This window comes from Microbacterium sp. SORGH_AS_1204 (genome assembly GCF_030818935.1).
Taxonomy (GTDB): Bacteria; Actinomycetota; Actinomycetes; order Actinomycetales; family Microbacteriaceae; genus Microbacterium.
This window is the reverse complement of the sequence record NZ_JAUTBD010000001.1, coordinates 769,797-791,254: the sequence shown is the minus strand read 5'-3', so window position 1 is coordinate 791,254 and position 21,458 is coordinate 769,797. Positions and strand designations below refer to the sequence as shown.

Genomic DNA, 21,458 nt, shown 5'->3' with positions numbered 1-21,458 from the left:
TGTGTCGCCCGGGGCACGTTTCGGCGACAGTTCTTGACCCCTCACGCGCGCAGAACGGGGGGTTAGAGCTCGACGTTTACCAGGACGGGCTCGGGCTGCAGGATCAGGCCGAACTCCGCCGCCACGCGGCTCTGCACGAAGCGGGCGAGTTCGGCGATCTCGGCGGCGGTCGCCTCGCCGCGATTGGTCAACGCGAGCGTGTGCTTCGTCGACAACCCGGCGCGCGAGCGCGGGAAGCGGAACCCGCGCGAGAGTCCGGCGTTCTCGATCAGCCACGCCGCGCTCACCTTCACCTCCCGATGCTCCACGGGAGGCGGGGGCAGGATGCCGTCGAACGCGGCGAGCGGGATGACCGTCACCGGATCGAGCACCGGCGACATCGGCCACCGCGGACACGCCGCGGGCAGCGTCCGCGCGAACGCCTCCGACACGATGGCGTTCTGGAAGAACGAGCCCGCGCTCCAGGTGTCGGGGTCTTCGGCGTCGAGGACCATGCCCTTGCGGGCGCGGGTCGCGAGCACGTGGTCGCGGATCCAGCGCAAAGACACCGTGTCAGCGGCATCCAGCCCCAGGGCCGAGCGCAGCTGGTCGCCCGCGATGCTCCGCTCGCCGTCGCCGACGCGCTCGAGTTCGATCGTCACCGAGAGGATGACGGCGGAGCGCTCCGGAACGGAGCCGTAGTGCTGCTTCAGCACCGAAGTGCGGAAGCCGAGCCCCAGCTCGACCGCGGGGACGACCGAGACGTCGCCGGTGGCCTCGTCGATCAGCTCCACCTCGACGAGCGTCTGCACGATCTCCTGACCGTAGGCGCCGATGTTCTGCACCGGCGCCGCACCGACCGTGCCCGGGATGCCCGACATCGCCTCGATGCCCGCGAGACCCCGCTCGACGGTCTCGGCGACCAGCGCATCCCAGTCGTGCCCGGCCTGGACGCGAAGTCGGACGGTGCCCGCCCGCGCCCCGGGGAGTTCTTCGATACCCGTCGACCGCACGCGGATGACCGTGCCGTCGAAGGGTTCGTCGCCCACGAAGAGGTTCGACCCGCCGCCGAGCACGAGCCACGGCTCACCGGCGGCCCACACCTCGCGCAACGCGCGTGACAGGTCGTCGGCGGAGTGCACCTCGACGAGACGCGCCGGCTCGCCGCCGGTGCGCAGCGTCGTCAGCTGCGAGAGCGGGACGGGGGCGACCTCGGGCATCAGCTCACCCGAACCCGCACCTGCGCCTTGCCGAGCACGGTGGTCTCAGCGAACGTCACGGTGAGGTCGACGCGTGCGACGTCGTCGTCGACGGTGGCGACCTTAGCGCTCACATGGATGTCGGCGCCGGTTTCGGTGTCGACGACCACGGGGCGCGTGAACCGCACTCCGCACTCGGTGATGCGAGCGGGATCCCCCACGGCATCGGAGACGATGCCGACGGCGATCCCCATCGTGAGCATGCCGTGCGCGAGCACGCCCGGCAGGCCGACGGCAGCGGCGATGTCGTCGTTGTAATGGATGGGGTTGAAGTCGTTCGACGCCCCGGCGTAGCGCACGAGCGACTCCCGCGTCAGGTGCACGGAGCGTTCGGCGATGATCTGGCCCACGGTGAAACTGCTCATGCGTCGGAATCCCCCACGAGAAGAACGCTGGTGGTGGTCACGACGTGGGCGCCGTCGGCATCCACGACCTCGGCCTCCATGGTGACCATGGCGTTGCCGCCCATCGCGCGGATGCCCGCGACCGTCAACGTCGCGATCAGTTCGTCGCCGGCGACGATGGGACGCGTGTAACGGAAGCGCTGCTCGGCGTGCACCACGCGCGAGAGCTCGATGCCGGATTGCGGGTAGGCCAGCATCTGCTGCAGCGTGAGGTCCTGCATGACGATGGCGAAGGTCGGCGGCGCGACGACGTCGGCGTAGCCGAGCGCGCGAGCGGCATCGGGGTCGACGTACTGCGGGGCGTCGGCGAAGACGGCGCGCGCGAACTCGCGCACCTTCTCTCGACCGACCAGGTACGGCGCAGTCGGCGGGAAGGCGCGACCGAGCAGTTCGGGGTTCACGGGCATCCGGTCAGTCTACCGACGGCGCCGGCGAACCCTCAGCGCTGGTGGCGTCCCTTCACGGCCTTGATCGCCATCTGCACAGCGATGAAGACGAGGAACAGCGAGAAGAGCACGTTGCCGACGAACGGGTCGACGAGCGTGGCGATGAACGCGCCCAGCGCGGTCGTCGTGCAGGCCGCGAGCCCCACGCACGCCGCCGCGCGCAGGTCGACGTTGGAGCGGCGGACGTTGCCGACGGTTCCCGAGATCGCGGCGGGGATCATCATGAGCAGCGACGTGCCCTTGGCGACGAGGTCGCTCGTGCCGAACAGCAGCATGAGCGCGGGGACGACGATGATGCCGCCGCCGACGCCGAGGAGGCCGGCGAGGATGCCGGTGATCACACCGAGCACGCCCAGCAGCGGCCCCGTGATCCACGTGAGCACCAGCTCGGCGTCGCGCGAGGGGATGACGAAGTACAGGCTGACGATGACGACCGCGAGGAACGTCACGAACGACCACCGCAGGGCGGTCTGCGAGAGCTTCGGCAGCAGCCAGGTGCCGATCTGCGCGCCGATCACCGCTCCCGCGGCCAGGATGAGCGCCGGGATCCACGCGACCGACCCGTGCACCGCGTACGAGATCACACCCACGGATGCCGTCGGAACGATGGCCGCGAGCGACGTGCCCGCGGCCAGCCGCTGGTTGAAGCCGAGCAGCAGCACACAGCAGGGGCACGATGACCGTGCCGCCACCGACGCCGAAGAGCCCGGACAACAGGCCCGCGAGAAGTCCCACCGCAATGCAGACGACGTAGAAGCGGACGGAGCGGGCTTGGCGGGTTTCGCTGGTCACGGGTGCGGGATCCTTCGCAAGACGTTCACGGCGATCCAGGTGTCGCCGACGCCCCAGTCTCCCATTGCCGGGGGGCTGTCCGTGGACGCACGTCTGAGGGTTATAGGCAAGAACGTGTGGATGGGGTGTTGATTTAGCCGCGTGATGACGCGGTGAATCCGGGTTGCGCATGGTCCGCGACGCTTAGGCGTGGACCTTCCCTCGAATCAGGCACTGTGCGTGATATGCGGTGCTCGGCTCGTGAGAAACGGTAAGACCGCCGCCGGGACACAGCGGTGGCGATGCGCCGACTGCGGCGCGTCATCCGTTCGCTCCCGACGTGACGTGAGCGAACGCGAGCAACTGCGCCGTTTCCTGCGGTGGCTGACGGGCAAGGCCACGCAAGCCGAAATCGGCGGCGGAACCGGGCGCTCGTTCCGTCACGCCACCGCCTGGTGCTGGAGCTTGCAACCGGTCATGCCCATCACCGGGGAGATCCACGATGTCGTCCTCGTCGACGGCGTCTGGATCGGTTCCTGGTGCCTTCTCATCGCCCAATCCGGCACCGGACGCGTCCTCGCCTGGCAGTGGTGCGCCCGAGAATCCACCGCCGCATGGACCGCCCTATTCGAACAAGTCCCGCCACCGGTTGTCGTCGTCACCGACGGCGGCTCCGGCATCCGTTCCGCCCTGGCCGCCACCTGGCCCGACACCGCGGTGCAACGCTGCATCTTTCACCTGCAACTGAACGTCACCCGCGAACTGACCCGAAACCCTCGCACCCGCGCCGGCCGTGACCTCCGACAGATCGCTCTCGCCCTGACCGCGATCTACACCATCGACGACGCCATCGCCTGGCGGCTCTCGTTGCAAGCCTGGTGGCAGACCCACGGGCACCTCACCTAAGAACGCACCCTCTACGCCAACGGACAGTTCGGATACACCCACTTCAAACTCCGCCGCGCCTGGAACATCCTTCACCGCGCCGCCGAGAGCGGGCACGTCTTCACCACCCTCACGCACGGCAACCCCCGCACCACCTCACGCCTCGAAGGGTTGAACAGTCAGATCCGACACCTCCTGCGCCACCACCGCGGTATGCCCACCGCGCACCGCCGCAAAGCCGTCGAATGGTTCCTCCTGCTGCACGAGATCCCCCTCGAACACGCACACCGACACGCAACCAAACCCGCCCTCGCAAGCCCACCCCCCGAGCCCGACGACACCGAAGCACCACCGCTCTACGACACCGCCCTCAACGCCGAGGAAGGCCTCTGGATGCGAATCGGGTGGGCTGGACGAGGATGACACGCCCGAGCCATCCCCACGTTCTTGCCTATAAGCCACGTCTGACGGAGCCGTGACGAATGGACCCGGAAAAGAAGCGGCCCCCGGTGGTCCGAAGCCGCGTCCACCGGGGGCCGTCGCCCTCACAGGTCAAGCTGGACGGTGACCCGAACACCGGCCGGCGACCACTCGCGTGAGGGTGCGACAGGAAGAATGTACGTCCGGCCGTCCGCGCACAGACCAGGGTTGACAAGAGTATCTAGAACTACTAATTATTTAGTCGCTGTTGCCTATCTCCCCCGCGGGAATTCCCATCGCGGTCCGCGCGGTTGTTCCCGGCATGACGACCGTAGGAATCATCGGAGCAGGACACATCGGCACGGCCCTCGCGAAGGGCTTCATCGACCACGGATACGACGTGGTCATCGCCAACTCGCGCGGGCCCGAGACGCTCGCCGATCTCGTGGCATCCATCGGCGACGGCGTGCGGGCCGCAACGGCGACGGAAGCCGCGGAAGCGGCCGACATCGCGGTGGTCACCGTGCCCCTGAAGGCGTACCGCGAGGTGCCCGTCGAGCCGCTGCGCGGCAAGACGGTGCTCGACACCAACAACTACTACTTCGAGCGCGATGGGCACATCGCCGACCTCGATGAGAAGAAGACCACCACCTCGCAGATGCTCCAGGAGCATCTGCCCGACTCGACCGTCGTGAAAGCGTTCAACCACATCATGGCCGCCGACATCCTCACCGACGGCTCCCCCGCCGGGACCGAGAATCGGCGCGCACTGGCGACCTCGAGCGACTCCGCCGAGGCGGTCGCCCTGGTCACCCGCATCTACGACGAGTTCGGGTTCGACACCGTCGACATCGGCGCGCTCAGCGAGAGCTGGCGCGTCGAGCGCGACCAGCCGGCATACGTCGTGCGGCAGAACGCCGCCGAGCTGGAGCAGAACCTGGCCCGCGCCGAGCGCTGAGCGCACGTCGCGCCCGACGCCGGCGGCGGCGCGGCGCGGGCGACGGCGCGGCGCGGGCGCTGTCGCTGGCGGCGGCACGGGCGCCGACGGCGGCGCGCGGCAGACCCATAAACGCGATCCGCGCGCATAAACACCCTCTCCACGTGTTTATGCGCGCGGATCGCGTTCATTCATGGATGCCGGGTGCCACGCGCGCCGGAACGACGCCGCGCCGCGAGAACCCGACGCCGGACGCTACGCCCGCCCCGCAGCCCGGGTCAGAGCGCGGCGAGCGCCTGGTCGACGTCAGCGACCAGGTCGTCCACCGACTCGATGCCGACCGACAGGCGCACGATGGTGTCGGGCACTGCGAGCTCGGTTCCGCGGACGGAGGCGTGCGTCATGGCATCCGGGTAGTTCACGAGCGACTCGACACCGCCGAGCGATTCCGCCAGCGTGAACAGGCGCGTCGACTCCGCGAAGCGGCGGGCGGCGGCCCCGTCGGCGAGAGCGAGCGAGACGATGCCCCCGAAGCCGCTCATCTGGCGCGCAGCCAGCTCGTGCCCGGGGTGCGAGGGCAGTCCGGGGTAGTAGACCTGTGCGACGCGGTCGTGGCCGGCGAGGTGCTCGGCCACGGCCTGCGCGTTGGCGCTGTGACGCTGCATCCGGATGCCGAGCGTCTTGATGCCGCGCGTGGTGAGGTAGGCGTCGAAGGGCCCCGACACCGCGCCGGCGGCGAATTGCAGGAACTGCGTCTTCTCGGCGAGCTCCGCGTCGGCAAAGGCGAGGGCCCCGCCCACGACGTCGCTGTGGCCGCCGAGGTACTTCGTCGCCGAGTGCACGACGACGTCGGCGCCGAGGGCGATCGGGCGCTGCAGCGCGGGCGAGGCGAAGGTGTTGTCGACGACGACGATGGCGCCGGCCGCGTGACCGAGACGGGCGAGACCCTCGATGTCGGTGATGCGCAGCATCGGGTTGCTGGGCGTCTCGACCCACACCATCTTCGGCGCGCGCTCTTCGATGGCCGCGGCCACGGCATCCAGGTCACTCATGTCGACCACGCGCAGCTTCACGCCCCACGGGCCCAGCACGCGGGCGAGCAGGCGGTACGTGCCGCCGTAGACGTCATTGCCGAGCAGCACCTCGTCACCGGGGACGAGTGCCGCGCGCAGCAACGCGTCTTCACCGGCGAGGCCCGAGGCGAACGAGAGAGCGCGCACACCCCCCTCGAGCGCCGCGATCTGCGTCTCGAGCGCGGTGCGGGTGGGGTTGCCGCTGCGACCGTACTCATAGCCGCCGCGGAGTCCGCCGATGCCGTCCTGCGCGTACGTGGTCGAGACGTGGATCGGCGGCATGACCGCGCCGGTCGTCTCGTCGGGCTGCTGTCCGGCGTGGACGGCGAGGCTGTCGAAGCCGCGGGCGGCGTCGTGGGTGCTCATGCGGAGTGCTCCTGGGTGCTCGGGGGGATGACGGATGCCACGGGTGCAACGTCGTAGCCGCGCTGCATCATCCAGTCGTCGTCGAAGATCTTGCTGAGATAACCGCGCCCGTGGTCGGGGAGGACCACGACCACCACGGCATCCGCGGGCAGGTCGCGGGCGACGCGAAGGGCAGCGACCACGGCCATGCCGCTCGAGCCGCCGACGAGCAGCCCTTCCTCACGGGCGAGGCGCCGCGTCATGGCGAACGACTCGGCATCCGAGATGCGCTCGTACCCGTCGACGAGGGTGGGGTCGAACGCCGGGGGCCAGAAGTCTTCGCCGACGCCCTCGACGTCGTAGCCGTGGATGTCGTCGCCCGAGTAGATCGATCCCACCGGGTCGGCGCCGACGATGCGCACGCGATCTCCGGCGACCTCGCGCAAATAGCGGCCGGTGCCGGTGATGGTGCCCCCCGTGCCGACGCCCGCGACGAAGTGCGTGAGCCGACCGTCGGTGTCGCGCCAGATCTCGGGTCCGGTGGTCTCGTAGTGGCTGCGGGGACCGTTCGGGTTGGCGTACTGGTTGGGCTTGAACGCGCCCGGGATCTCGCGCACGAGCCGGTCGGACACGCTGTAGTACGAGTTCGGATCGTCGGGCTCGACGTTCGTGGGGGTCACCACGACCTCGGCGCCGTAGGCCCGGAGCACCGCGCGCTTGTCGTCGGCGACCTTGTCGGGCACCACGAAGACGCAGCGGTATCCGCGCTGCTGCGCGACGAGGGCGAGGCCCACGCCGGTGTTGCCGCTGGTGGGCTCGACGATCACTCCGCCGGGGCGCAGCAGACCGTCGCGCTCGGCGGCGTCCACGATGTTGGCGGCGATGCGGTCTTTCGCCGAGCCGCCGGGGTTGAAGTACTCGATCTTGGCGAGCACCGTGGCGGCGATGCCGTCGGTGACGCGAGTCAGACGAACGAGGGGGGTGTTGCCGACGAGGTCGGCCACGCTCTGGGCGTAACGCACGATGGAGTCCTGGGGATGAAGGCGCCGGAAGGCGCGGCTGACGGGGTCGTCGAAAGGAACGCGAGAGGCGTTCAGCGACAACAGCGACAGGTCAGCACGCGGCCAGCATACCCCGACTCCCGCCGGTCACGACACGGCGCCGAGGAACTCCTCGAAACTCTGCGCTCGGCGGCCGGTCACACGCTCGACGTCGTCCGAGACACCGGCGAGGTCGCCGCTCGCGATGGAGGTGTAGGTGCTCACCCACGCGTCGACCTGCCAGCGCGGGGCGCCGAACGCCGCACGCGAGGCGTAGGCCTCGTCGACGCTCTCGTCGACGAAGCGCACCGGGTGACCGCGCACGGCGGAGATCTTCTCGGCCACCTCGGCCATCGTCAGCGCCTCGGGACCGGTGAGATCGTAGGCGGCGTCGACATGCGCGGCAGGATCGAGCAGGACGGACACCGCGGTGGCGGCGACGTCGGAGCGCGAGACGAGGGAGCAGCGCCCCTGCCCTGCGGGACCGCGGATCACGCCGTCGTCGCCGGCGAAGAGCTCCATCATGTCCATGTAGAAGTTGTCACGCAGGAACGTCCAGCTCATGCCCGACGAGCGGATGATCTCCTCGGTCGCGGCGTGATCGCGCCCCAAAGTGAACACGGCGTCGGGGGCCGCCGCGAGGAACGACGTGTAGACGATGGAGCGGACCCCCGCGCTCGCCGCGGCCTCGACGAAGGTGCGGTGGTGCTCCACCCGGTCGGAGGTCTCCGATGCCGAGACCATGAAGAGCGTGTGCACCCCCTGCAGGGCCGCACGGGCGGCGTCCGCGTCGGAGTAGCGGGCGACGTGCACGTCCGCCCCCTCGAGCGACGGCGCGCGCGAGGCATCGCGCACGAGAAGGCGCTGGGGGATGCCACGGGCGGCGAGGTCGCGTGCGACCCGACCTCCTACGGCGCCGGTGGAACCGGTGACGGCGATGACGGGCGGCGTGGGCATTCGGCCTCCGGGAACGAGCGAGCGGTGCTCCCAGCGTAAGCCGCCGACGACCCCGAAACCGTGAAACGCTCAGGTTGCGGGGACGACCAGCCGCGCCACGCGCACCCGGACACGTGAGGGCGTGTCGTCTCCTCCCGCGCCGCGCGCGGCCGCCGCGACCGCGCCGGCCACCGCGGCCGCGTCGTCCCTTCGCGAGACGCCGATGCACACCGTGATCGCACGGGCTCCCCCGGCCTCATCGACGGCCGCGAGCGAGCCCTCGACCTCGGTGACGCGCTCGAAGGCGCGAGCCACGACCGGGCGGGCGGAATACACCTCGCGCACACCCTCGACGGCCGTCACGGCGAGGTCGACGCGCGGCGCCAGTTCAGCGGCGGTGATGGGGGTCATTCGTCTTCTCCCTCGTCCGTGTGCACATCGCCGACGGTGACGTCGACACGACCCACCTTGAGCTCGCCGTGCTGCTCGATGGCGGAGCGGATGCCGTCGCGCATCTCATCGACCGCGACGGTCATGGCGCGACCGAAGCGCACGCTGACCGTCACGCGCACGTCGAGCGGCGCGCTCGGCTCCGGCTGATCGAGGCGCACGCGCCCGACCAGAACGCCCTCGACGCCGTCGCCGACGCTGCGGATCAGTTCGTACAGCGCCCCCTCGGTGACGACGATCTCGGTGCCGTCCTCGGCACGGGCGAGCGGAATGTCACGGCCGGCGCGGAACTCGCGCATGACCTGGCGCATGATGCTGTCGTACCAGGAGTCGGCGAGGGGCTCGGCGGCCTGTTCCTCGACGATCTCGCGCGACAGACGCCCCATCCGTTCCATGGACGCCAGGATGGCCTGACACTCGGCGTTGCGCTCGATGGCAGGGATGCGGGGGGTCCGCCCGCGGTCGAGGTACGCCGAGAGATCCTCGAGGGAATACCCCGAGCCTCCGATGTCGTCGCTGTGCTCGCTCATACCGGTCACCTCCATTCCTGCATGCGTTCCAAGACGGTCTTGCGGGCGCGGGCCAGACGACCACGCACGGTCGCCGCGCTCTCCCCGACCTCGATGGCGATCTCGTCGTAGCTGTGTCCGCCGACTTCGCGCAGCACCCAGACGACCCGCAATTCCTCCGGCAGGTCGCCGAGGATCTTCTTCAGAGCGTCCATCTGCGACGATGCCACAACCGCACGTTCGGGGTCATCGTTCGCCGAGACCATCTGATCGTCGATCTGTTCGGAGATCTTGCGCGAGCGCATCCGGTCGGTCGCCTTGCGCGACACGATGGTCGTGAGCCAGCTGCGCACCTTCTCGGGGTCGGTCAGATCGGGCAACCGGCGCCACGCGGTGATGAGCGCTTCCTGCACGCAGTCGTCGGCGTCGGCACGCGAGCCGGTCAGCCTCGTCGCGAAGGCGACGAGGAAGGGGGCGTGCCGGCGCACCAGCACCCCGAAGGCGAGCTGATCGCCGTCGGCCGCGCGCGACGCGAGGAACGCGTCGGTGGCGGAGGACAAAGAGGGCATCGCAGTTCCTGTCAGCGGATTTCCAGCCGCGGATCCGTGACGTTTCGCGAACCCGGCTCGTCCTCATAGCGAAACACCTCGGGCCGTACGGGGGTTCGGAGCTTGACGGAAGGACCCTGCTCATGGCACATAACGCCCCCACCCGCACCGACGGCGGCAAGACCGTCATCGTCGACCCCGTCGTCGCCAAGATCGCCGGCATCGCCGCGGCCGAGGTGCCGGGCGTCCACGCCCTCGGTGGCGGCGCCGCCCGCGTGATCGGCAACATCCGCCAGGCCGTGGGCGCCAAGGACTACGCACAGGGCGTGAGCGTCGAGGTCGGCGAGACCGAGGTCGCCGCCGACATCGCCATCCAGGTCGACTACCCCGAGCGCATCCAGCGCGTCGCCGCGAACGTGCGCTCGGCCGTGGAGCAGGCGATCACCGAGATCGTCGGCATGAAGGTCGTCGAGGTCAACGTGACCGTGGTCGACGTGTTCATCCCCGGCGATGACGACGACGAGCAGGACGAGGCGCGCGTCCACTGACACGCTGCGAACGGCCCGCCGGTACCGGCTCGCGGGCCGTTCGCCGTCAACCCACCGCGTGATGTCGGAGACCGGCGCTACGTTCGATCTCATCCCCGATCCGAAGGACCCCCATGCGCATCGCCCTCACCGGTTCGTCCGGCAAACTCGGCACCGTCGTCTCGCGCGAACTTCGCGCAGCGGGCCACGACGTCATCGGCCTCGACCTCCACGGCGAGCGCGGGCCCGGCTTCGTGCAGATCGACCTCACCGATTACGGCCAGGTGATCGACGCGCTGGCCGGCGTCGACGACCAGCACACGGGCTTCGACGCCGTGGTTCACCTCGGGGCGATCCCCGCCCCCGGCATCCGCTCCGACATCGCGACCTTCCACAACAACATGACCGCCACGTTCAACGTGTTCTGGGCGGCCGTGCGGCTCGGCATCCAGAAGATCGTCTACGCCTCGAGCGAGACCGTGCTGGGGCTGCCCTTCGACGTGCCGCCGCCGTACATCCCCGTCGATGAGGAGTACGCCCCGCGGCCCGAGTCGGTCTACTCCCTCGTGAAGACCCTCGAGGAGCGCCTCGCGACCGAGCTGGTGCGCTGGAACCCCGAGCTGTCGATCATGGCGCTGCGCTTCTCGAACGTCATGGTGCCCGACGACTACGCCGAGTTCCCCTTCGATGCCGACGCGCGCACGCGCAAGTGGAACCTGTGGGGCTACATCGACGCCCGCGACGGCTCGCAGGCGATCGAACGCGCCCTCGAGACCGCACCGGCCGGCTTCGACACGTTCATCATCGCCGCCGCCGACACGGTGATGACGCGCGCGAACGCCGAGCTGGTCGCCGAGGTCTTCCCCGGCGTCGAGACCCGGGGAGAGCTGGGCGAGAACACCACCCTGCTGTCGATCGACAAGGCGCGACGCGTGCTGGGGTACGACCCCCAGCACTCGTGGCGCGATCACCGCTGAGGCCCCCGCCCTCGCCACGGCGTCCATCCGTCGGGCGGCGGCGACCGAGAAGGAGCACGTGATGCCGGACTCCCCCGCGCACGATGAGCAGCCGGTCATCCCGCTGCCCACCGCGCAAGAGAAAGAAGTCAGCTTTCTGGCGCGCAGTGGTGCGGTGGTGACCCTGCGGCTGATCGACACCGGGCGCTACGAGCTGAAGCTCGACACCCGGGGCGACTACACCGCCGTGCTGCTGTTCGACGGCGAGACGTTCGAGCTGCACCCGGCCCCGGGGGTGCACGCGCTCAGCGGCACCGGATTGTCGGCGACCGAGATCTACGAGGGGTTCTGACCCGCGGCGCAAGCCCCGCGGCGCCGCCGCGGACGCGGGCTTGACTGGGGTCATCGACCAGCCGGGAGGAACACCGTGAACGACGACGCCGACAGCTACGACATCGCCGTGATCGGCGCGGGACCGGCCGGAACCGCCGCCGCGCTGCGAGCGGCCGAGCTCGGCGCCGCGGTCGTGGTGCTCGAGGCCGGCCGCGTCGGCGGCACGTGCGTCAACACGGGCTGCGTCCCCACGCGCGTGCTGGCGAAGGCCGCCCGGCTCATGCGCGAGACGCGGTCCGCCGACGACTACGGGATCGTCGTCGACGAACCGCGCGTGGACTGGCCGGCGGTGGTGGCGCGGGTGCGCGAGCGGGTGGATGCCGTGCGCTCCATCAAGCGCGAGGCGGAGCGTTTCGCCGCCGCCGGCATCGACCTGATCCACGAGGGGCGCGCGCGCTTCGTCGACGACCACACCCTCGAGCTCGACAGCGGGCGGCGGGTACGCGCGGAGTCGATCCTCGTGTGCGTGGGCGGGCGTTCCCGGCGCCTGCCGATCCCGGGTGCGGAGCTCGCGACCGTGCCGGAAGACGTGCTGTCGCTGACAGAGCTCCCGCGGCGCGTCGCGGTCATCGGGGCGGGCAACACCGGCGCGCAGCTGGTCACCGTGTTCCGTTCTTTCGGGTCGGAGGTCACGCTGCTCGACGTCGCTCCGCGCGTGCTCATGGCATCCGATGCCCGCATCTCGACCACGATCGCCGAGTCGTTCGCCGCGCACGGCATCGACGTGCACACGGGGATCGAAACGGTCGAACGCCTCGACGAGCACGACGGCGCCATCCGCCTCGCCTGGCGCGAGGACGGCGAGACCCGCACCGTCGACGCTGACGTGGTCATCATGGCCACCGGCTGGCCCGCCGACGTCGAAGACCTGGGTCTCGATCGTGCGGGCATCGCCGTGGAGCGCTCAGCCATCCCCGTCGACCGTTACTTCCGCACGGTCGTGCCGCACATCCTCGCCGTGGGCGACGCGAACGGCCGCGACATGCTCGTGCAGGCGGCCCAGTTCGAGGGCGAAGCCGCCGCCGAGAACGCGGTGCTCGGCGCCAACCGCCGCACGCCCCACCACCTGCTGCCCGCGGGAGGGTTCACCGACCCCGATTACGCCGGCGTCGGCCTCACCGAGGAACAGGCCCGTGACCGCGACCCCTCGTGCGTCGTGGCGACGGTGCGCTTCGCCGACCTCGACCGCGCGGTGATCGACGACCGCGAGAGCGGCTTCCTCATGCTCATCGCCGACCGCCGACGCGAACTCGTACTCGGGGCGCACGCGGTGGGCGAGAACGCGGTCGAGGTCATCCAGTCGGTGACCACGGCGATGGCTGCGGGGATCGATGTCGCCACCCTCGCCGGGGTGCGCTTCGCCTACCCCACCTACAGCGCGGTGATCGGCAACGCGGCACGGGCGCTGCTGCACGCCGACGCCCCCGCGCTGCTGGAGTGACACACTGACATCGTGACCGCCGCCGACTCCGCCACGACGACCGCCGACGCCCCCGCCCGGCGGGGACGACCCGGGTACGACCGCGACGGGATCCTCGCCGTGGCCGTGCAGCTGTTCAACGAGCAGGGGTACGACGCCACGAGCGTGTCCGATCTGGCACGACGCCTGGGACTTGCGAAGTCGGCGCTGTACCACCACTTCTCGTCGAAAGAAGAGCTGCTCTCGACGGCGCTCGAGACAGCTCTCGGCGGTCTCGAGGCCGTGCTCGACGACCCCCGGGCCTCGGCCGGAGCGGCATCCTATCGCCTCCGCTTCGTGCTCACCGGCGCCACCGACGTGCTCGTGGCGCAGCTGCCCTCCGTCACCCTGCTGCTGCGCGTGCGCGGCAACGGTCCCGTCGAGCAGGCGGCGCTCGAACGCCGCCGCGTGTTCGATCACCGCGTCACCGACCTCGTGGCCGAAGCCCAGGCCGAGGGGGACGTACGCGACGACGTCGACGCCGCCGTCGCCGCACGCCTGATGTTCGGCATGATCAACTCGGTCGTCGAGTGGTACCGCCCGGGCGGCGGTGTCGACGGCGGGCGTCTGGGCGCCGACATCGTGCGCATCGCGCTCGACGGCCTGCGCACGTCCTGACGCGGCGCGGCGCCGCACGCCCGGGGCGTCCTGCCCCGCGCCGAGCCAACACGCCGGGGTCGAGGTCCCCCCTTAGCCGGACAGCGCGTGCGCGCCCACCGATCGCGGGATCTGACGCCCCCGACGACGCAGAGGGGCCCCGCGCCGACGCGCGGGGCCCCTCGCGGCATCCGGCATCAGGCCCGCAGGTCGACGCCCTTCGGCTCGGGGATCATCGAGACGGCGGCGAGGGAGACGAGGGCGGCCACGGCGATGTAGACACCGATCGTCCACGATGCCCCCGTAGAACGCAACAGCGCCTCGGCGATCATCGGGGCGAAGGCACCGCCCATGATGGCGCCGAGCGCGTAGCCGATCGAGACGCCGGAGTACCGCACGTTGGCAGGGAACATCTCGGCGTACAGCGCCGCCTGCGGTCCGTACGACAGGCCGAGGCCGAGGGTCATGACGAACAGGGCGACGAAGTACCAGACGATGTTCGCAGTGTCGATGAGGAACCACATCGGCACGGCCCAGACGGCCAGCAGCAGGTAGCCGAGCTGGAAGGTGCGCACGCGGCCGAGGCGATCGGACAGCCACCCGCCCCACAGCGTGAAGCCGAGCCAACCGAAGGATGCCAGGGTCGTGGCGAGCAGGACGGTCGGACGCTCGAGCCCGAGAACCGACACCGAGTACGTCGCGAAGAACGCGATCAGCAGGTACCCGGCGGCGTTGTTGCCGATGAAGACGAACGCGGTGAGCGCGACCTGACGCCAGTTCTTGCGGAACAGCTGGCCGAGCGGCGCCGACGACTCCTTGCGGCGGCGCACGAGGTCTTCGAAGACGGGGCTCTCCTCGACCGCGCGCCGGATGACGTAGCCGACCACGATCAACACGATCGAGAACAGGAAGGGCACGCGCCACCCCCACTCGAGGAACGCCTCGGCCGACATCGACGAGGTGAGCACCCAGAGGGTCGCGGTGGCGAGGATCATGCCGACCGGCACACCGATCTGCGGGTAGGCGCCGAAGTATCCGCGGCGGTTCACGGGGGCGTGCTCGACGGAGAGCAGCGCCGCCCCGCCCCACTCGCCACCGGCCGAGAAGCCCTGCAGCACACGCAGCAGGATCAGCAGGATGGGCGCGGCGATGCCGATGGCGGCGTAGGTCGGCAGCAGGCCGATGAGCGCCGTCGACACGCCCATCATGATGAGGGTCAGCACCAGCATCTTCTTGCGCCCGAGTTTGTCGCCGAGGTAACCGGCGACCACCGCCCCGAGCGGGCGGAACAGGAACGAGATGCCGATCGTCGCCCACGACAGCACCTGGGCGATGGCGGGATCGCTCTGGGCCAGGGGTGCGAGGAAGAGCGGGGCGAGCACGAGTCCCGCCGCCTGGGCGTAGATGAAGAAGTCGTACCACTCGATCGAGGTGCCCACGAGGGTGCCGGCGAGCACGCGGCGCTCCTCCCGGGTGACGCCGGCGGTGGGGGGTGCGGATGCCGCTGTCTGCGAGGCCATGAGAACTCCGTCGTTCCGTGGGGCGAATGGGACGTCGATCGACACTGTTACCGACCGAACGTTCAGTAATAATGTCAGAGGAGCGCCCGTCCGACAAGAGGGCGAGGAAAGGAGCACACGATGACGTGGACGATCGTTCCGGGCGCCCTCGACGAGCGACTCGGCATCACCGTCACCGCGCAGTCGGCGGATCGCGTCGACGCGTGGATGCCCGTCGAGGGGAACACGCAGTCGCTCGGGCGCTTGCACGGCGGCGCGACCGCGGCCCTCGCCGAGGCCGTCGGGTCATGGGCGGCGATGATCCACGCGTCGACCCTCGGCAAGGTCTGCGTCGGGGTCGACCTCAACATCACCCACCACCGTGGTGCCCGCGACGGTCGAATCCGCGCCGTCGCGACACCGGCGCACCGGGGCCGCCGCGTGGCGACGTACGACATCGTCGTGCGTGATGACGCCGACCGGCTCGTCGCCACGGCGCGCATCACGAACCTGATCGTCGATCCGGACTGACGCCGGCGCTCTGGCATCCTGGACGGGTGGCGGAGATCCGAGGGGTTGCACTACCCCCACGCAGTGCAACCCCTCGCCCGCCGAGGTCAGTCCCGAACATCTGTCGACGGGCATGCGGGTGCCGTCTCGAAGCCAGAGAAGACACCCACCCCCACCACTGGAGTGTCTGCCGGGCGACATTCCTTACGGTGTCATCGAGATTTTTTTCGTCACATCGGCGTGTAAGGATCGGCCTCGTCCTGACACAGCCCTTTCGCACGCACGGAGATGCACAGCGGTGATCGACGAATCGCAGTTCGTGGCGCTCTTCCGCGAGCACTACAACGCCGTTCTCCGCTTCATCGAACGGCGCGTCTCCGATCGCGAGGCCGCTGCCGACCTCACCATGGACTGCTTCGAAATCGCTTGGCGCAAACGCGATCCGCGTGATCCGTTCGGGTTGCCCTGGCTGTACCGCACCGCACGCAATCTCATTGCGAACGAATACCGACGACGAGACCGGGAGGGGGCCCTGTGGACGCACATCGAAGATCACGTGCGCACCCTCTCGAGCGAGGCCGAGCCGGCGATGGTCGGGCATCTGCTCGACCTCATCCGCCAGCTGCCCGAACGCGATCGCGAGATCCTCTGGCTGTCCTATTGGGAGGAGCTGTCGGCCGGCGATGTGGCGGTGGTGCTGGGCATGACCGAGGGCGCGGTGTGGACGCGACTCAATCGCCTGCGCACACGCCTGCGCCCCCTGCTGAAGCCCGCTGTCGCCCCGACGAACGAGGCGGTGTGCGATGAGCGACGATGACCTCGGCCGCCTGATGAGCCGCCTCGATCCCGCGCAGACCCCTGCGGACGCCCCCGTTCCGCTCGACGCCGAACGCCGCCTCCGCGAGATCATGGGCCGGCGGCCCGCCCGCAGGCGACGCCCCGCGCTCGCCTGGGTCTCGGCCGCTGCCGCCGTGATGCTCGTGCTCACCATCGTCACGGGGGTTCTGTGGATGCCGGCACCCGCGGCATCCGCCCTCACACCCAAACCGCTGGTGTACTCCGCCGTCGCGGACGATGCGTCGGGCGTCATCGCCGACGCGCAGAGGCGACTCGCCGAGTCGACGACCCCGCTCATGCCGGAACGCCGTTCACTCTCGCTGGGGTGGTACTTCAGCGGTTCGCCCGACGACGCCACCGCCACCGTCTTCCGCCGGGAGTGGATCGACCTGCGGTGGAACGAGGACCTCTCGGGCTCGATCGTCACCACGGCCGCGGAGGCGACGAACGCCGACGGCGACACCGTACCCGCCGACGACCCGACACCCGGCACCGTCGTGGGCGATGTGCACTTCGTGCAGCATCAGTTCTCGCCGCTCGTGCGCGAGGCGCCCGCGCCGACGGCCGACGCGATGCGGTCGATCGTGAGGAGTTCGGCGGGCGTGGACGAGCAGTTCACCGCGGGGGACGCGATGCTCGCGGCGCGCTCGCTGCAAGCGGAGTGGACGCTCACCGGCGCCCAGCAGTCGGCTCTGCTCGATGTCGTCGCCGCGGCCCCCGGACTGCGCGTGCTGGGTACCGCTCACGATCGCCTCGGGCGCCCGGTGGTCGGGCTGGGCGGCATCCCCTCGGGCCCCGCGAACGTTGACGTCTCCCTGTTGCTGTCGACCGAGACCGGCCGCATCATCGGCTATGAATCGGCGCTCGTCGACGACAACCCGAACCTCAAGCTCCCCGCCGGAAGCATCACCGACTACATCCTGTGGGATGTGCGCGACAGAAAGGACGCCCCGCAATGACCGCTCCCGATGATCTCCACCCCGACATCGCCGCCGCGCTGAAGGAAGTGCCCGGCGGTGTCGTGATCGACTCGACGCACGCCGAATGGCCCGAGCTCGGCATGAGCATCGACGTGCCCACCGCCGAGGAGCGGGCCGTCGGCAGCTGCGCCACCGGCAACGTCTGCGCCTTCAACGGAACGAGCCTGTCGGGTACTCGTGTGTCGTGGTCGACGTGCGGCACGTACGCCCCCGGAATCACGGTGCGCTCCATCGCCAATGCGCGCTCGGCCGGCTACGCACAGGCGCGGTCGTCATCGGGCTCGGTACTGGCCACCGCGATCGCCGGTTCGTGGGCGAACGTGTCGGGTACGGTCGCCGACGTGCGCTGCGTTCCCTGACCGAGCTCTCGGCGGGAACGCGCGGCCCCACGGCCGGAACCGCGACGACGAACCCGTCGCCGATGCTCGCCGCTACGCGTCGGCGGGAAGACGCCGAGAGGCGGTGACGTTGTCGTTTCTCGACGTCCGGCGAGACCTGCCGGCCCCATCGGCACGAGCGGAACGGCCATGATCTCCCGAGACCCTTACGACGACGACGCGCAGCCGATCTGCCCTTCCTGCGGCGTGACGATGCATCCGCTGCTCGAACAGGGCGGCGGTGCCGACGAATGCCGGGAGTGCGGGTTCCAGCTGGAGTGGTCGCCTGCGGGCGCCGCGCGCGACGACGATGACGACCGTCCCCGGGACCGCTGGGCCGAAGAGTTCTAGACCCGGGCGCTCTCACGACGACGGAGCGGGGGATGCTGCGGAACACGGCATCCCCCGCTCCGTGTGGGATCGCCCGCCCCCGCGGCATCCCCCGCCCCCGCGGCATCCCCCGCCCCCGTGGCAACCCCGTGCCCCCGCGGCATCCCCCGCCCCCGCGGCACCCCTGCCCCCGTGGCACGCCTGCCCCCGCGGCACCCCCCGCCCCGCGGCATCGCTGACCCCCGTCGCCCGGACGCCGGGGCGTGCGGCTCAGCGCTCCAGCACCACCGCGAGGCCCTGGCCCACGCCGATGCAGATGGCCGTCACCGCGACGCCGCCACCGCGGCGCTTCAGCTCGTGCGCGGCGCGCGCGATGATGCGCCCACCCGACGCCCCGAGCGGGTGACCGATCGCGATCGCGCCGCCGTTCTCGTTCAGCAGTTCGGGATCGAGCTCGGTCCACAGCTTGGCGCACGCGAGCGACTGCGACGCGAACGCCTCGTTGAGCTCAACGAACGACACGTCGCTCCACGACCGGCCGGCCCGGGCGAGCGCACGGTTCGCGGCTTCGACGGGCGCTACGCCGAACACGTCGGGGTCGTTGCCGAACGCGGCCCGACCGGCGATACGCGCCAGAGGCTCGGCATCCAGAGCCCCCTCAGAACCGAGCAGCACCGCCGAGGCGCCGTCGTTGATCGGCGAGGAGTTCCCCGCGGTCACGGTGCCGTCCTTCTGGAACGCCGGGCGAAGCCCCGCGAGCACCTCGGCGGTCGAGTCGTCGCGGATGCCCTCGTCGCGGGCGAGCTCGCGCCCATCTACCTGCACGATCTCGTCGGCGAACCGGCCCTCGGCCCACGCCGCGGCGGCCAGGCGGTGACTGCGCGCGGCGAAGGCGTCTTGCTGCTCGCGCGAGATGTCGTAGATCTGGGCGAGCTTCTCGGCGCTCTCGCCGTTGGAGATCGTCCAGTCCTTCCGCAGCCGCGGGTTTGTCATGCGCCAGCCGATCGAGGTGTTCCACATCGTCTGGTTCGCCGCAGGGAAGGGCCGCGGGCTCTTCTCCACCACGAAGGGCGCGCGGGTCATCGACTCGACGCCGCCCGCGAGGATGAGGTCGGCATCGCCGGCCTCGATCGCGCGCGAGCCCTGGATCACGGCATCCAGCGACGACCCGCACAGGCGGTTGATGGTCGTTCCGGGCACCGACGACGGGAAGCCCGCGAGGAGCGCCGCGAAGCGCGCGACGTTGCGATTGTCTTCCCCGGCTTGGTTGGCGTCGCCGAAGATCACGTCTTCGATGCGCGCGGGGTCGATCCCGGTGCGTTCGACGACGGATGCCATGACGGTCGCGGCGAGATCGTCGGGGCGCACGTCGGCGAACGCCTTGCCGTGCCGGGCGAAGGGGGTGCGCACGGCGTCGTAGATGTAAGAGGACGGCATGTCAGAGCTCTCTTTTGATGGGCACCGTGGGCATGGGTCAGGCCTCCAGTTTCAGACCGAGCAGCGACTCGATCTCGGCGTGAGTGTTGTCGCCGAACAGCTCGCGGACGCGGAAGCCGTCGGGGGTGACGTCGAAGACGCCGTGGTCGGTGTAGACGCGCGAGACGCAGCCGACACCCGTGAGCGGATACGTGCAGGCCGCGACGAGCTTGGGATTGCCGGCCTTGGTGAGCAGGTCGGTCATGACGTAGACGTCCTTCGCGCCGATGGCGAGGTCCATCGCGCCGCCCACGGCCGGGATGGCCCCGGGCTCGCCCGTCGACCAGTTGGCGAGGTCGCCGCTGGCCGACACCTGGAACGCACCGAGCACGCACACGTCGAGGTGCCCGCCGCGCATCATGGCGAACGAGTCGGCGTGGTGGAAGTACGCAGCCCCCGCGAGCGCGGTGACGGGCTGCTTGCCGGCATTGATGAGGTCGGGGTCGACGCGTCCCCGCTCGGGCGCGGGCCCCATGCCGAGCATGCCGTTCTCGGTGTGCAGCACGATCTCGAGACCCTCGGGCAGGTAGTCGGCGACGAGGGTCGGGGCCCCGATGCCGAGGTTCACGACGGCTCCTTCGGGAATGTCGGATGCCAGCCGGGCGGCGAGATCTCTGCGGGAGATGCGTGTGGTCACTGTGCTGCCCCTTCTTCGGCGAGGGCGCGGCCCTCGATGTCGACGCCGCCGACGAACTCTCCGTTGCGGAGCCACCCGCGCTCCCCCACGGCGACCACGCGGTCGACATAGAGCCCCGGGGTGACGACCGATTCGGGGTCGAGGGAGCCGAGCTCGACGATCTCATCGACCTGGACGATCGTCGTCACCGCGGCGGCCGCCATGATGGGGCCGAAGTTGCGCGCCGTCCCGCGGTAGACGAGGTTGCCCCAGCGATCCGCCGCGCGCGCGCTGATGAGGGCGACGTCGGCGCGGATCGGGAACTCGAGCACGTAGTCGCGTCCGTCGATGCGCCGTGTCTCCTTGCCCTCGGCGAGCTGCGTGCCGAAGCCGGTGGGGGTGAAGAACCCGCCGATACCGGCGCCCGCAGCGCGGATGCGCTCGGCGAGGTTGCCCTGCGGCACGAGCTCCAGCTCCACCTTGCCCTCGCGGTACAGCGCGTCGAACACCCAGGAGTCGCTCTGACGCGGGAACGAGCAGATCATCTTGCGCACCTGCCCCGCCGCGAGCAGGGCCGCAAGGCCCGCGTCGCCGTTGCCGGCGTTGTTGTTGACGACGGTGAGGTCGCGGGCGCCGTGAGCGATGAGCGCGTCGATCAGCTCGACGGGTTGACCCGCCCGCCCGAAGCCGCCGATCATCACGGTCGCGCCGTCGGCGATGTCGGCGACGGCCGCCTCGACATGGGGAACGGTCTTGTCGATCATGCGGAGGGTCCTCCGTTGTTCGCTGTGCGTACATGCGTACGATGTGCGAACAGAATACCTCCATCGACGCGTCGACGGCAAGGGTGCGAGTGCTCCGCGCGCGCGGCATCCGGCGACACATCGCGTCATGTCGGC

26 protein-coding genes and 1 pseudogene are annotated in these 21,458 nt (G+C 70.2%); 12 read left to right on the top strand and 15 right to left on the bottom strand.

Going from position 1 to position 21,458, the window contains the following annotated elements:
• Window positions 1-62 precede the first annotated feature (62 nt).
• The 4 genes and pseudogenes from QE410_RS03670 to QE410_RS03655 all read right to left on the bottom strand — a co-directional run bounded on the left by QE410_RS03670 (window position 63) and on the right by QE410_RS03655 (window position 2,880).
• Window positions 63-1,199, bottom strand: coding sequence for a UDP-N-acetylmuramate dehydrogenase (locus QE410_RS03670; protein ID WP_307328001.1), 1,137 nt, complete (start codon window positions 1,197-1,199; stop codon window positions 63-65).
• Window positions 1,199-1,603, bottom strand: a complete 405-nt coding sequence (locus QE410_RS03665) for a MaoC/PaaZ C-terminal domain-containing protein (RefSeq protein ID WP_307327998.1) — start codon at window positions 1,601-1,603, stop codon at window positions 1,199-1,201. The genes QE410_RS03670 and QE410_RS03665 overlap by 1 nt, the downstream gene beginning before the upstream one ends.
• Window positions 1,600-2,049: a MaoC family dehydratase N-terminal domain-containing protein gene (locus QE410_RS03660; protein WP_307327995.1), complete on the bottom strand. Its 450-nt coding sequence runs from the start codon at window positions 2,047-2,049 to the stop codon at window positions 1,600-1,602. The genes QE410_RS03665 and QE410_RS03660 overlap by 4 nt, the downstream gene beginning before the upstream one ends.
• 32 nt (window positions 2,050-2,081) lie before the next feature.
• A pseudogene (locus QE410_RS03655) lies at window positions 2,082-2,880 on the bottom strand (sulfite exporter TauE/SafE family protein).
• Window positions 2,881-3,204: 324 nt separating this feature from the next.
• On the opposite strand from QE410_RS03655, the gene QE410_RS03650 reads away from it, so the two are divergent.
• Window positions 3,205-3,765: a transposase gene (locus QE410_RS03650; protein ID WP_307327992.1), complete on the top strand. Its 561-nt coding sequence runs from the start codon at window positions 3,205-3,207 to the stop codon at window positions 3,763-3,765.
• 135 nt (window positions 3,766-3,900) lie between these two features.
• Here QE410_RS03650 and QE410_RS03645 read toward each other — a convergent pair whose 3' ends face one another.
• Entirely contained in the window at window positions 3,901-4,170 is a 270-nt protein-coding gene (locus QE410_RS03645) for a hypothetical protein (RefSeq protein ID WP_307327989.1), read from the bottom strand.
• 316 nt (window positions 4,171-4,486) lie between these two features.
• Between QE410_RS03645 and QE410_RS03640 the strand changes: the two genes are divergently transcribed.
• Window positions 4,487-5,122 carry an NADPH-dependent F420 reductase gene (locus QE410_RS03640; RefSeq protein WP_307327984.1) on the top strand — a complete coding sequence of 212 codons (636 nt, stop codon included), beginning with the start codon at window positions 4,487-4,489 and terminating at the stop codon, window positions 5,120-5,122.
• A gap of 257 nt (window positions 5,123-5,379) precedes the next feature.
• On the opposite strand, the gene QE410_RS03635 is transcribed toward QE410_RS03640, so the two are convergent.
• From QE410_RS03635 to QE410_RS03610, 6 genes are all read right to left on the bottom strand, one after another.
• Window positions 5,380-6,540, bottom strand: coding sequence for a cystathionine gamma-synthase (locus QE410_RS03635; protein WP_307327981.1), 1,161 nt, complete (start codon window positions 6,538-6,540; stop codon window positions 5,380-5,382).
• Complete coding sequence (locus tag QE410_RS03630; RefSeq protein WP_307327978.1) at window positions 6,537-7,541, bottom strand: pyridoxal-phosphate dependent enzyme; 1,005 nt, start codon at window positions 7,539-7,541, stop codon at window positions 6,537-6,539. The genes QE410_RS03635 and QE410_RS03630 overlap by 4 nt, the downstream gene beginning before the upstream one ends.
• A 126-nt stretch (window positions 7,542-7,667) precedes the next feature.
• Window positions 7,668-8,516, bottom strand: a complete 849-nt coding sequence (locus QE410_RS03625) for an SDR family oxidoreductase (protein ID WP_307327974.1) — start codon at window positions 8,514-8,516, stop codon at window positions 7,668-7,670.
• A 69-nt stretch (window positions 8,517-8,585) separates the two neighbouring features.
• A complete protein-coding gene (locus QE410_RS03620) occupies window positions 8,586-8,906 on the bottom strand; it encodes a hypothetical protein (protein ID WP_307327971.1) in 321 nt (106 codons plus the stop codon).
• Window positions 8,903-9,475 (bottom strand): Asp23/Gls24 family envelope stress response protein, encoded by a 573-nt coding sequence (locus QE410_RS03615; protein ID WP_307327969.1) that lies wholly within the window; start codon window positions 9,473-9,475, stop codon window positions 8,903-8,905. Before QE410_RS03615 ends, QE410_RS03620 begins: the two co-directional genes overlap by 4 nt.
• A gap of 5 nt (window positions 9,476-9,480) precedes the next feature.
• Entirely contained in the window at window positions 9,481-10,023 is a 543-nt protein-coding gene (locus tag QE410_RS03610) for an RNA polymerase sigma factor (RefSeq protein WP_307327966.1), read from the bottom strand.
• A 122-nt stretch (window positions 10,024-10,145) separates the two neighbouring features.
• Between QE410_RS03610 and QE410_RS03605 the strand changes: the two genes are divergently transcribed.
• The 5 genes from QE410_RS03605 (at window position 10,146) to QE410_RS03585 (ending at window position 13,955) form a co-directional block, all read left to right on the top strand.
• A complete protein-coding gene (locus tag QE410_RS03605) occupies window positions 10,146-10,550 on the top strand; it encodes an Asp23/Gls24 family envelope stress response protein (protein ID WP_307327964.1) in 405 nt (134 codons plus the stop codon).
• A 113-nt stretch (window positions 10,551-10,663) separates the two neighbouring features.
• On the top strand, window positions 10,664-11,506 hold the full coding sequence (locus QE410_RS03600; protein WP_307327961.1) for an NAD(P)-dependent oxidoreductase: 843 nt from the start codon (window positions 10,664-10,666) through the stop codon (window positions 11,504-11,506).
• A gap of 61 nt (window positions 11,507-11,567) precedes the next feature.
• Window positions 11,568-11,837, top strand: coding sequence for a hypothetical protein (locus QE410_RS03595; RefSeq protein WP_307327958.1), 270 nt, complete (start codon window positions 11,568-11,570; stop codon window positions 11,835-11,837).
• A 75-nt stretch (window positions 11,838-11,912) separates the two neighbouring features.
• Window positions 11,913-13,319 carry an NAD(P)/FAD-dependent oxidoreductase gene (locus tag QE410_RS03590; protein ID WP_307327953.1) on the top strand — a complete coding sequence of 469 codons (1,407 nt, stop codon included), beginning with the start codon at window positions 11,913-11,915 and terminating at the stop codon, window positions 13,317-13,319.
• 12 nt (window positions 13,320-13,331) lie between these two features.
• On the top strand, window positions 13,332-13,955 hold the full coding sequence (locus QE410_RS03585) for a TetR/AcrR family transcriptional regulator (protein ID WP_307327950.1): 624 nt from the start codon (window positions 13,332-13,334) through the stop codon (window positions 13,953-13,955).
• A 176-nt stretch (window positions 13,956-14,131) separates the two neighbouring features.
• Here QE410_RS03585 and QE410_RS03580 read toward each other — a convergent pair whose 3' ends face one another.
• Window positions 14,132-15,454 carry an MFS transporter gene (locus QE410_RS03580; protein WP_307327947.1) on the bottom strand — a complete coding sequence of 441 codons (1,323 nt, stop codon included), beginning with the start codon at window positions 15,452-15,454 and terminating at the stop codon, window positions 14,132-14,134.
• A 120-nt stretch (window positions 15,455-15,574) separates the two neighbouring features.
• Between QE410_RS03580 and QE410_RS03575 the strand changes: the two genes are divergently transcribed.
• From QE410_RS03575 to QE410_RS03555, 5 genes are all read left to right on the top strand, one after another.
• Window positions 15,575-15,964 (top strand): PaaI family thioesterase, encoded by a 390-nt coding sequence (locus QE410_RS03575; protein ID WP_307327943.1) that lies wholly within the window; start codon window positions 15,575-15,577, stop codon window positions 15,962-15,964.
• A gap of 277 nt (window positions 15,965-16,241) precedes the next feature.
• The gene (locus QE410_RS03570; RefSeq protein WP_307327939.1) at window positions 16,242-16,760 is read left to right on the top strand and encodes an RNA polymerase sigma factor; all 519 of its coding nucleotides are present in this window, start codon (window positions 16,242-16,244) and stop codon (window positions 16,758-16,760) included.
• Window positions 16,747-17,739: a hypothetical protein gene (locus QE410_RS03565; RefSeq protein WP_307327935.1), complete on the top strand. Its 993-nt coding sequence runs from the start codon at window positions 16,747-16,749 to the stop codon at window positions 17,737-17,739. The genes QE410_RS03570 and QE410_RS03565 overlap by 14 nt, the downstream gene beginning before the upstream one ends.
• Complete coding sequence (locus QE410_RS03560; protein ID WP_307327932.1) at window positions 17,736-18,119, top strand: hypothetical protein; 384 nt, start codon at window positions 17,736-17,738, stop codon at window positions 18,117-18,119. The genes QE410_RS03565 and QE410_RS03560 overlap by 4 nt, the downstream gene beginning before the upstream one ends.
• Before the next feature lie 168 nt (window positions 18,120-18,287).
• On the top strand, window positions 18,288-18,488 hold the full coding sequence (locus tag QE410_RS03555) for a zf-TFIIB domain-containing protein (protein ID WP_307327929.1): 201 nt from the start codon (window positions 18,288-18,290) through the stop codon (window positions 18,486-18,488).
• A 249-nt stretch (window positions 18,489-18,737) separates the two neighbouring features.
• On the opposite strand, the gene QE410_RS03550 is transcribed toward QE410_RS03555, so the two are convergent.
• The 3 genes from QE410_RS03550 to QE410_RS03540 are packed head-to-tail and all read right to left on the bottom strand — an operon-like array spanning window position 18,738 to window position 21,323.
• Window positions 18,738-19,904: a thiolase family protein gene (locus tag QE410_RS03550; protein ID WP_307327927.1), complete on the bottom strand. Its 1,167-nt coding sequence runs from the start codon at window positions 19,902-19,904 to the stop codon at window positions 18,738-18,740.
• A 37-nt stretch (window positions 19,905-19,941) separates the two neighbouring features.
• Complete coding sequence (locus QE410_RS03545) at window positions 19,942-20,580, bottom strand: 3-oxoacid CoA-transferase subunit B (RefSeq protein ID WP_307327924.1); 639 nt, start codon at window positions 20,578-20,580, stop codon at window positions 19,942-19,944.
• A complete protein-coding gene (locus QE410_RS03540) occupies window positions 20,577-21,323 on the bottom strand; it encodes a 3-oxoacid CoA-transferase subunit A (RefSeq protein ID WP_307327919.1) in 747 nt (248 codons plus the stop codon). Before QE410_RS03540 ends, QE410_RS03545 begins: the two co-directional genes overlap by 4 nt.
• Between the last annotated feature and the right edge of the window lie 135 nt (window positions 21,324-21,458).

Excerpts from the sequence above, each read along its gene's own strand:
- QE410_RS03670 (WP_307328001.1), bottom strand. The coding sequence starts at position 1,199 with ATGCCCGAGGTCGCCCCCGTCCCGCTCTCGCAGCTGACGACGCTGCGC.
- QE410_RS03665 (WP_307327998.1), bottom strand. The coding sequence starts at position 1,603 with ATGAGCAGTTTCACCGTGGGCCAGATCATCGCCGAACGCTCCGTGCAC.
- QE410_RS03660 (WP_307327995.1), bottom strand. The coding sequence starts at position 2,049 with ATGCCCGTGAACCCCGAACTGCTCGGTCGCGCCTTCCCGCCGACTGCG.
- QE410_RS03640 (WP_307327984.1), top strand. The coding sequence starts at position 4,487 with ATGACGACCGTAGGAATCATCGGAGCAGGACACATCGGCACGGCCCTC.
- QE410_RS03635 (WP_307327981.1), bottom strand. The coding sequence starts at position 6,540 with ATGAGCACCCACGACGCCGCCCGCGGCTTCGACAGCCTCGCCGTCCAC.
- QE410_RS03625 (WP_307327974.1), bottom strand. The coding sequence starts at position 8,516 with ATGCCCACGCCGCCCGTCATCGCCGTCACCGGTTCCACCGGCGCCGTA.
- QE410_RS03620 (WP_307327971.1), bottom strand. The coding sequence starts at position 8,906 with ATGACCCCCATCACCGCCGCTGAACTGGCGCCGCGCGTCGACCTCGCC.
- QE410_RS03615 (WP_307327969.1), bottom strand. The coding sequence starts at position 9,475 with ATGAGCGAGCACAGCGACGACATCGGAGGCTCGGGGTATTCCCTCGAG.
- QE410_RS03610 (WP_307327966.1), bottom strand. The coding sequence starts at position 10,023 with ATGCCCTCTTTGTCCTCCGCCACCGACGCGTTCCTCGCGTCGCGCGCG.
- QE410_RS03605 (WP_307327964.1), top strand. The coding sequence starts at position 10,146 with ATGGCACATAACGCCCCCACCCGCACCGACGGCGGCAAGACCGTCATC.
- QE410_RS03600 (WP_307327961.1), top strand. The coding sequence starts at position 10,664 with ATGCGCATCGCCCTCACCGGTTCGTCCGGCAAACTCGGCACCGTCGTC.
- QE410_RS03595 (WP_307327958.1), top strand. The coding sequence starts at position 11,568 with ATGCCGGACTCCCCCGCGCACGATGAGCAGCCGGTCATCCCGCTGCCC.
- QE410_RS03580 (WP_307327947.1), bottom strand. The coding sequence starts at position 15,454 with ATGGCCTCGCAGACAGCGGCATCCGCACCCCCCACCGCCGGCGTCACC.
- QE410_RS03575 (WP_307327943.1), top strand. The coding sequence starts at position 15,575 with ATGACGTGGACGATCGTTCCGGGCGCCCTCGACGAGCGACTCGGCATC.
- QE410_RS03565 (WP_307327935.1), top strand. The coding sequence starts at position 16,747 with ATGAGCGACGATGACCTCGGCCGCCTGATGAGCCGCCTCGATCCCGCG.
- QE410_RS03560 (WP_307327932.1), top strand. The coding sequence starts at position 17,736 with ATGACCGCTCCCGATGATCTCCACCCCGACATCGCCGCCGCGCTGAAG.
- QE410_RS03555 (WP_307327929.1), top strand. The coding sequence starts at position 18,288 with ATGATCTCCCGAGACCCTTACGACGACGACGCGCAGCCGATCTGCCCT.
- QE410_RS03550 (WP_307327927.1), bottom strand. The coding sequence starts at position 19,904 with ATGCCGTCCTCTTACATCTACGACGCCGTGCGCACCCCCTTCGCCCGG.
- QE410_RS03540 (WP_307327919.1), bottom strand. The coding sequence starts at position 21,323 with ATGATCGACAAGACCGTTCCCCATGTCGAGGCGGCCGTCGCCGACATC.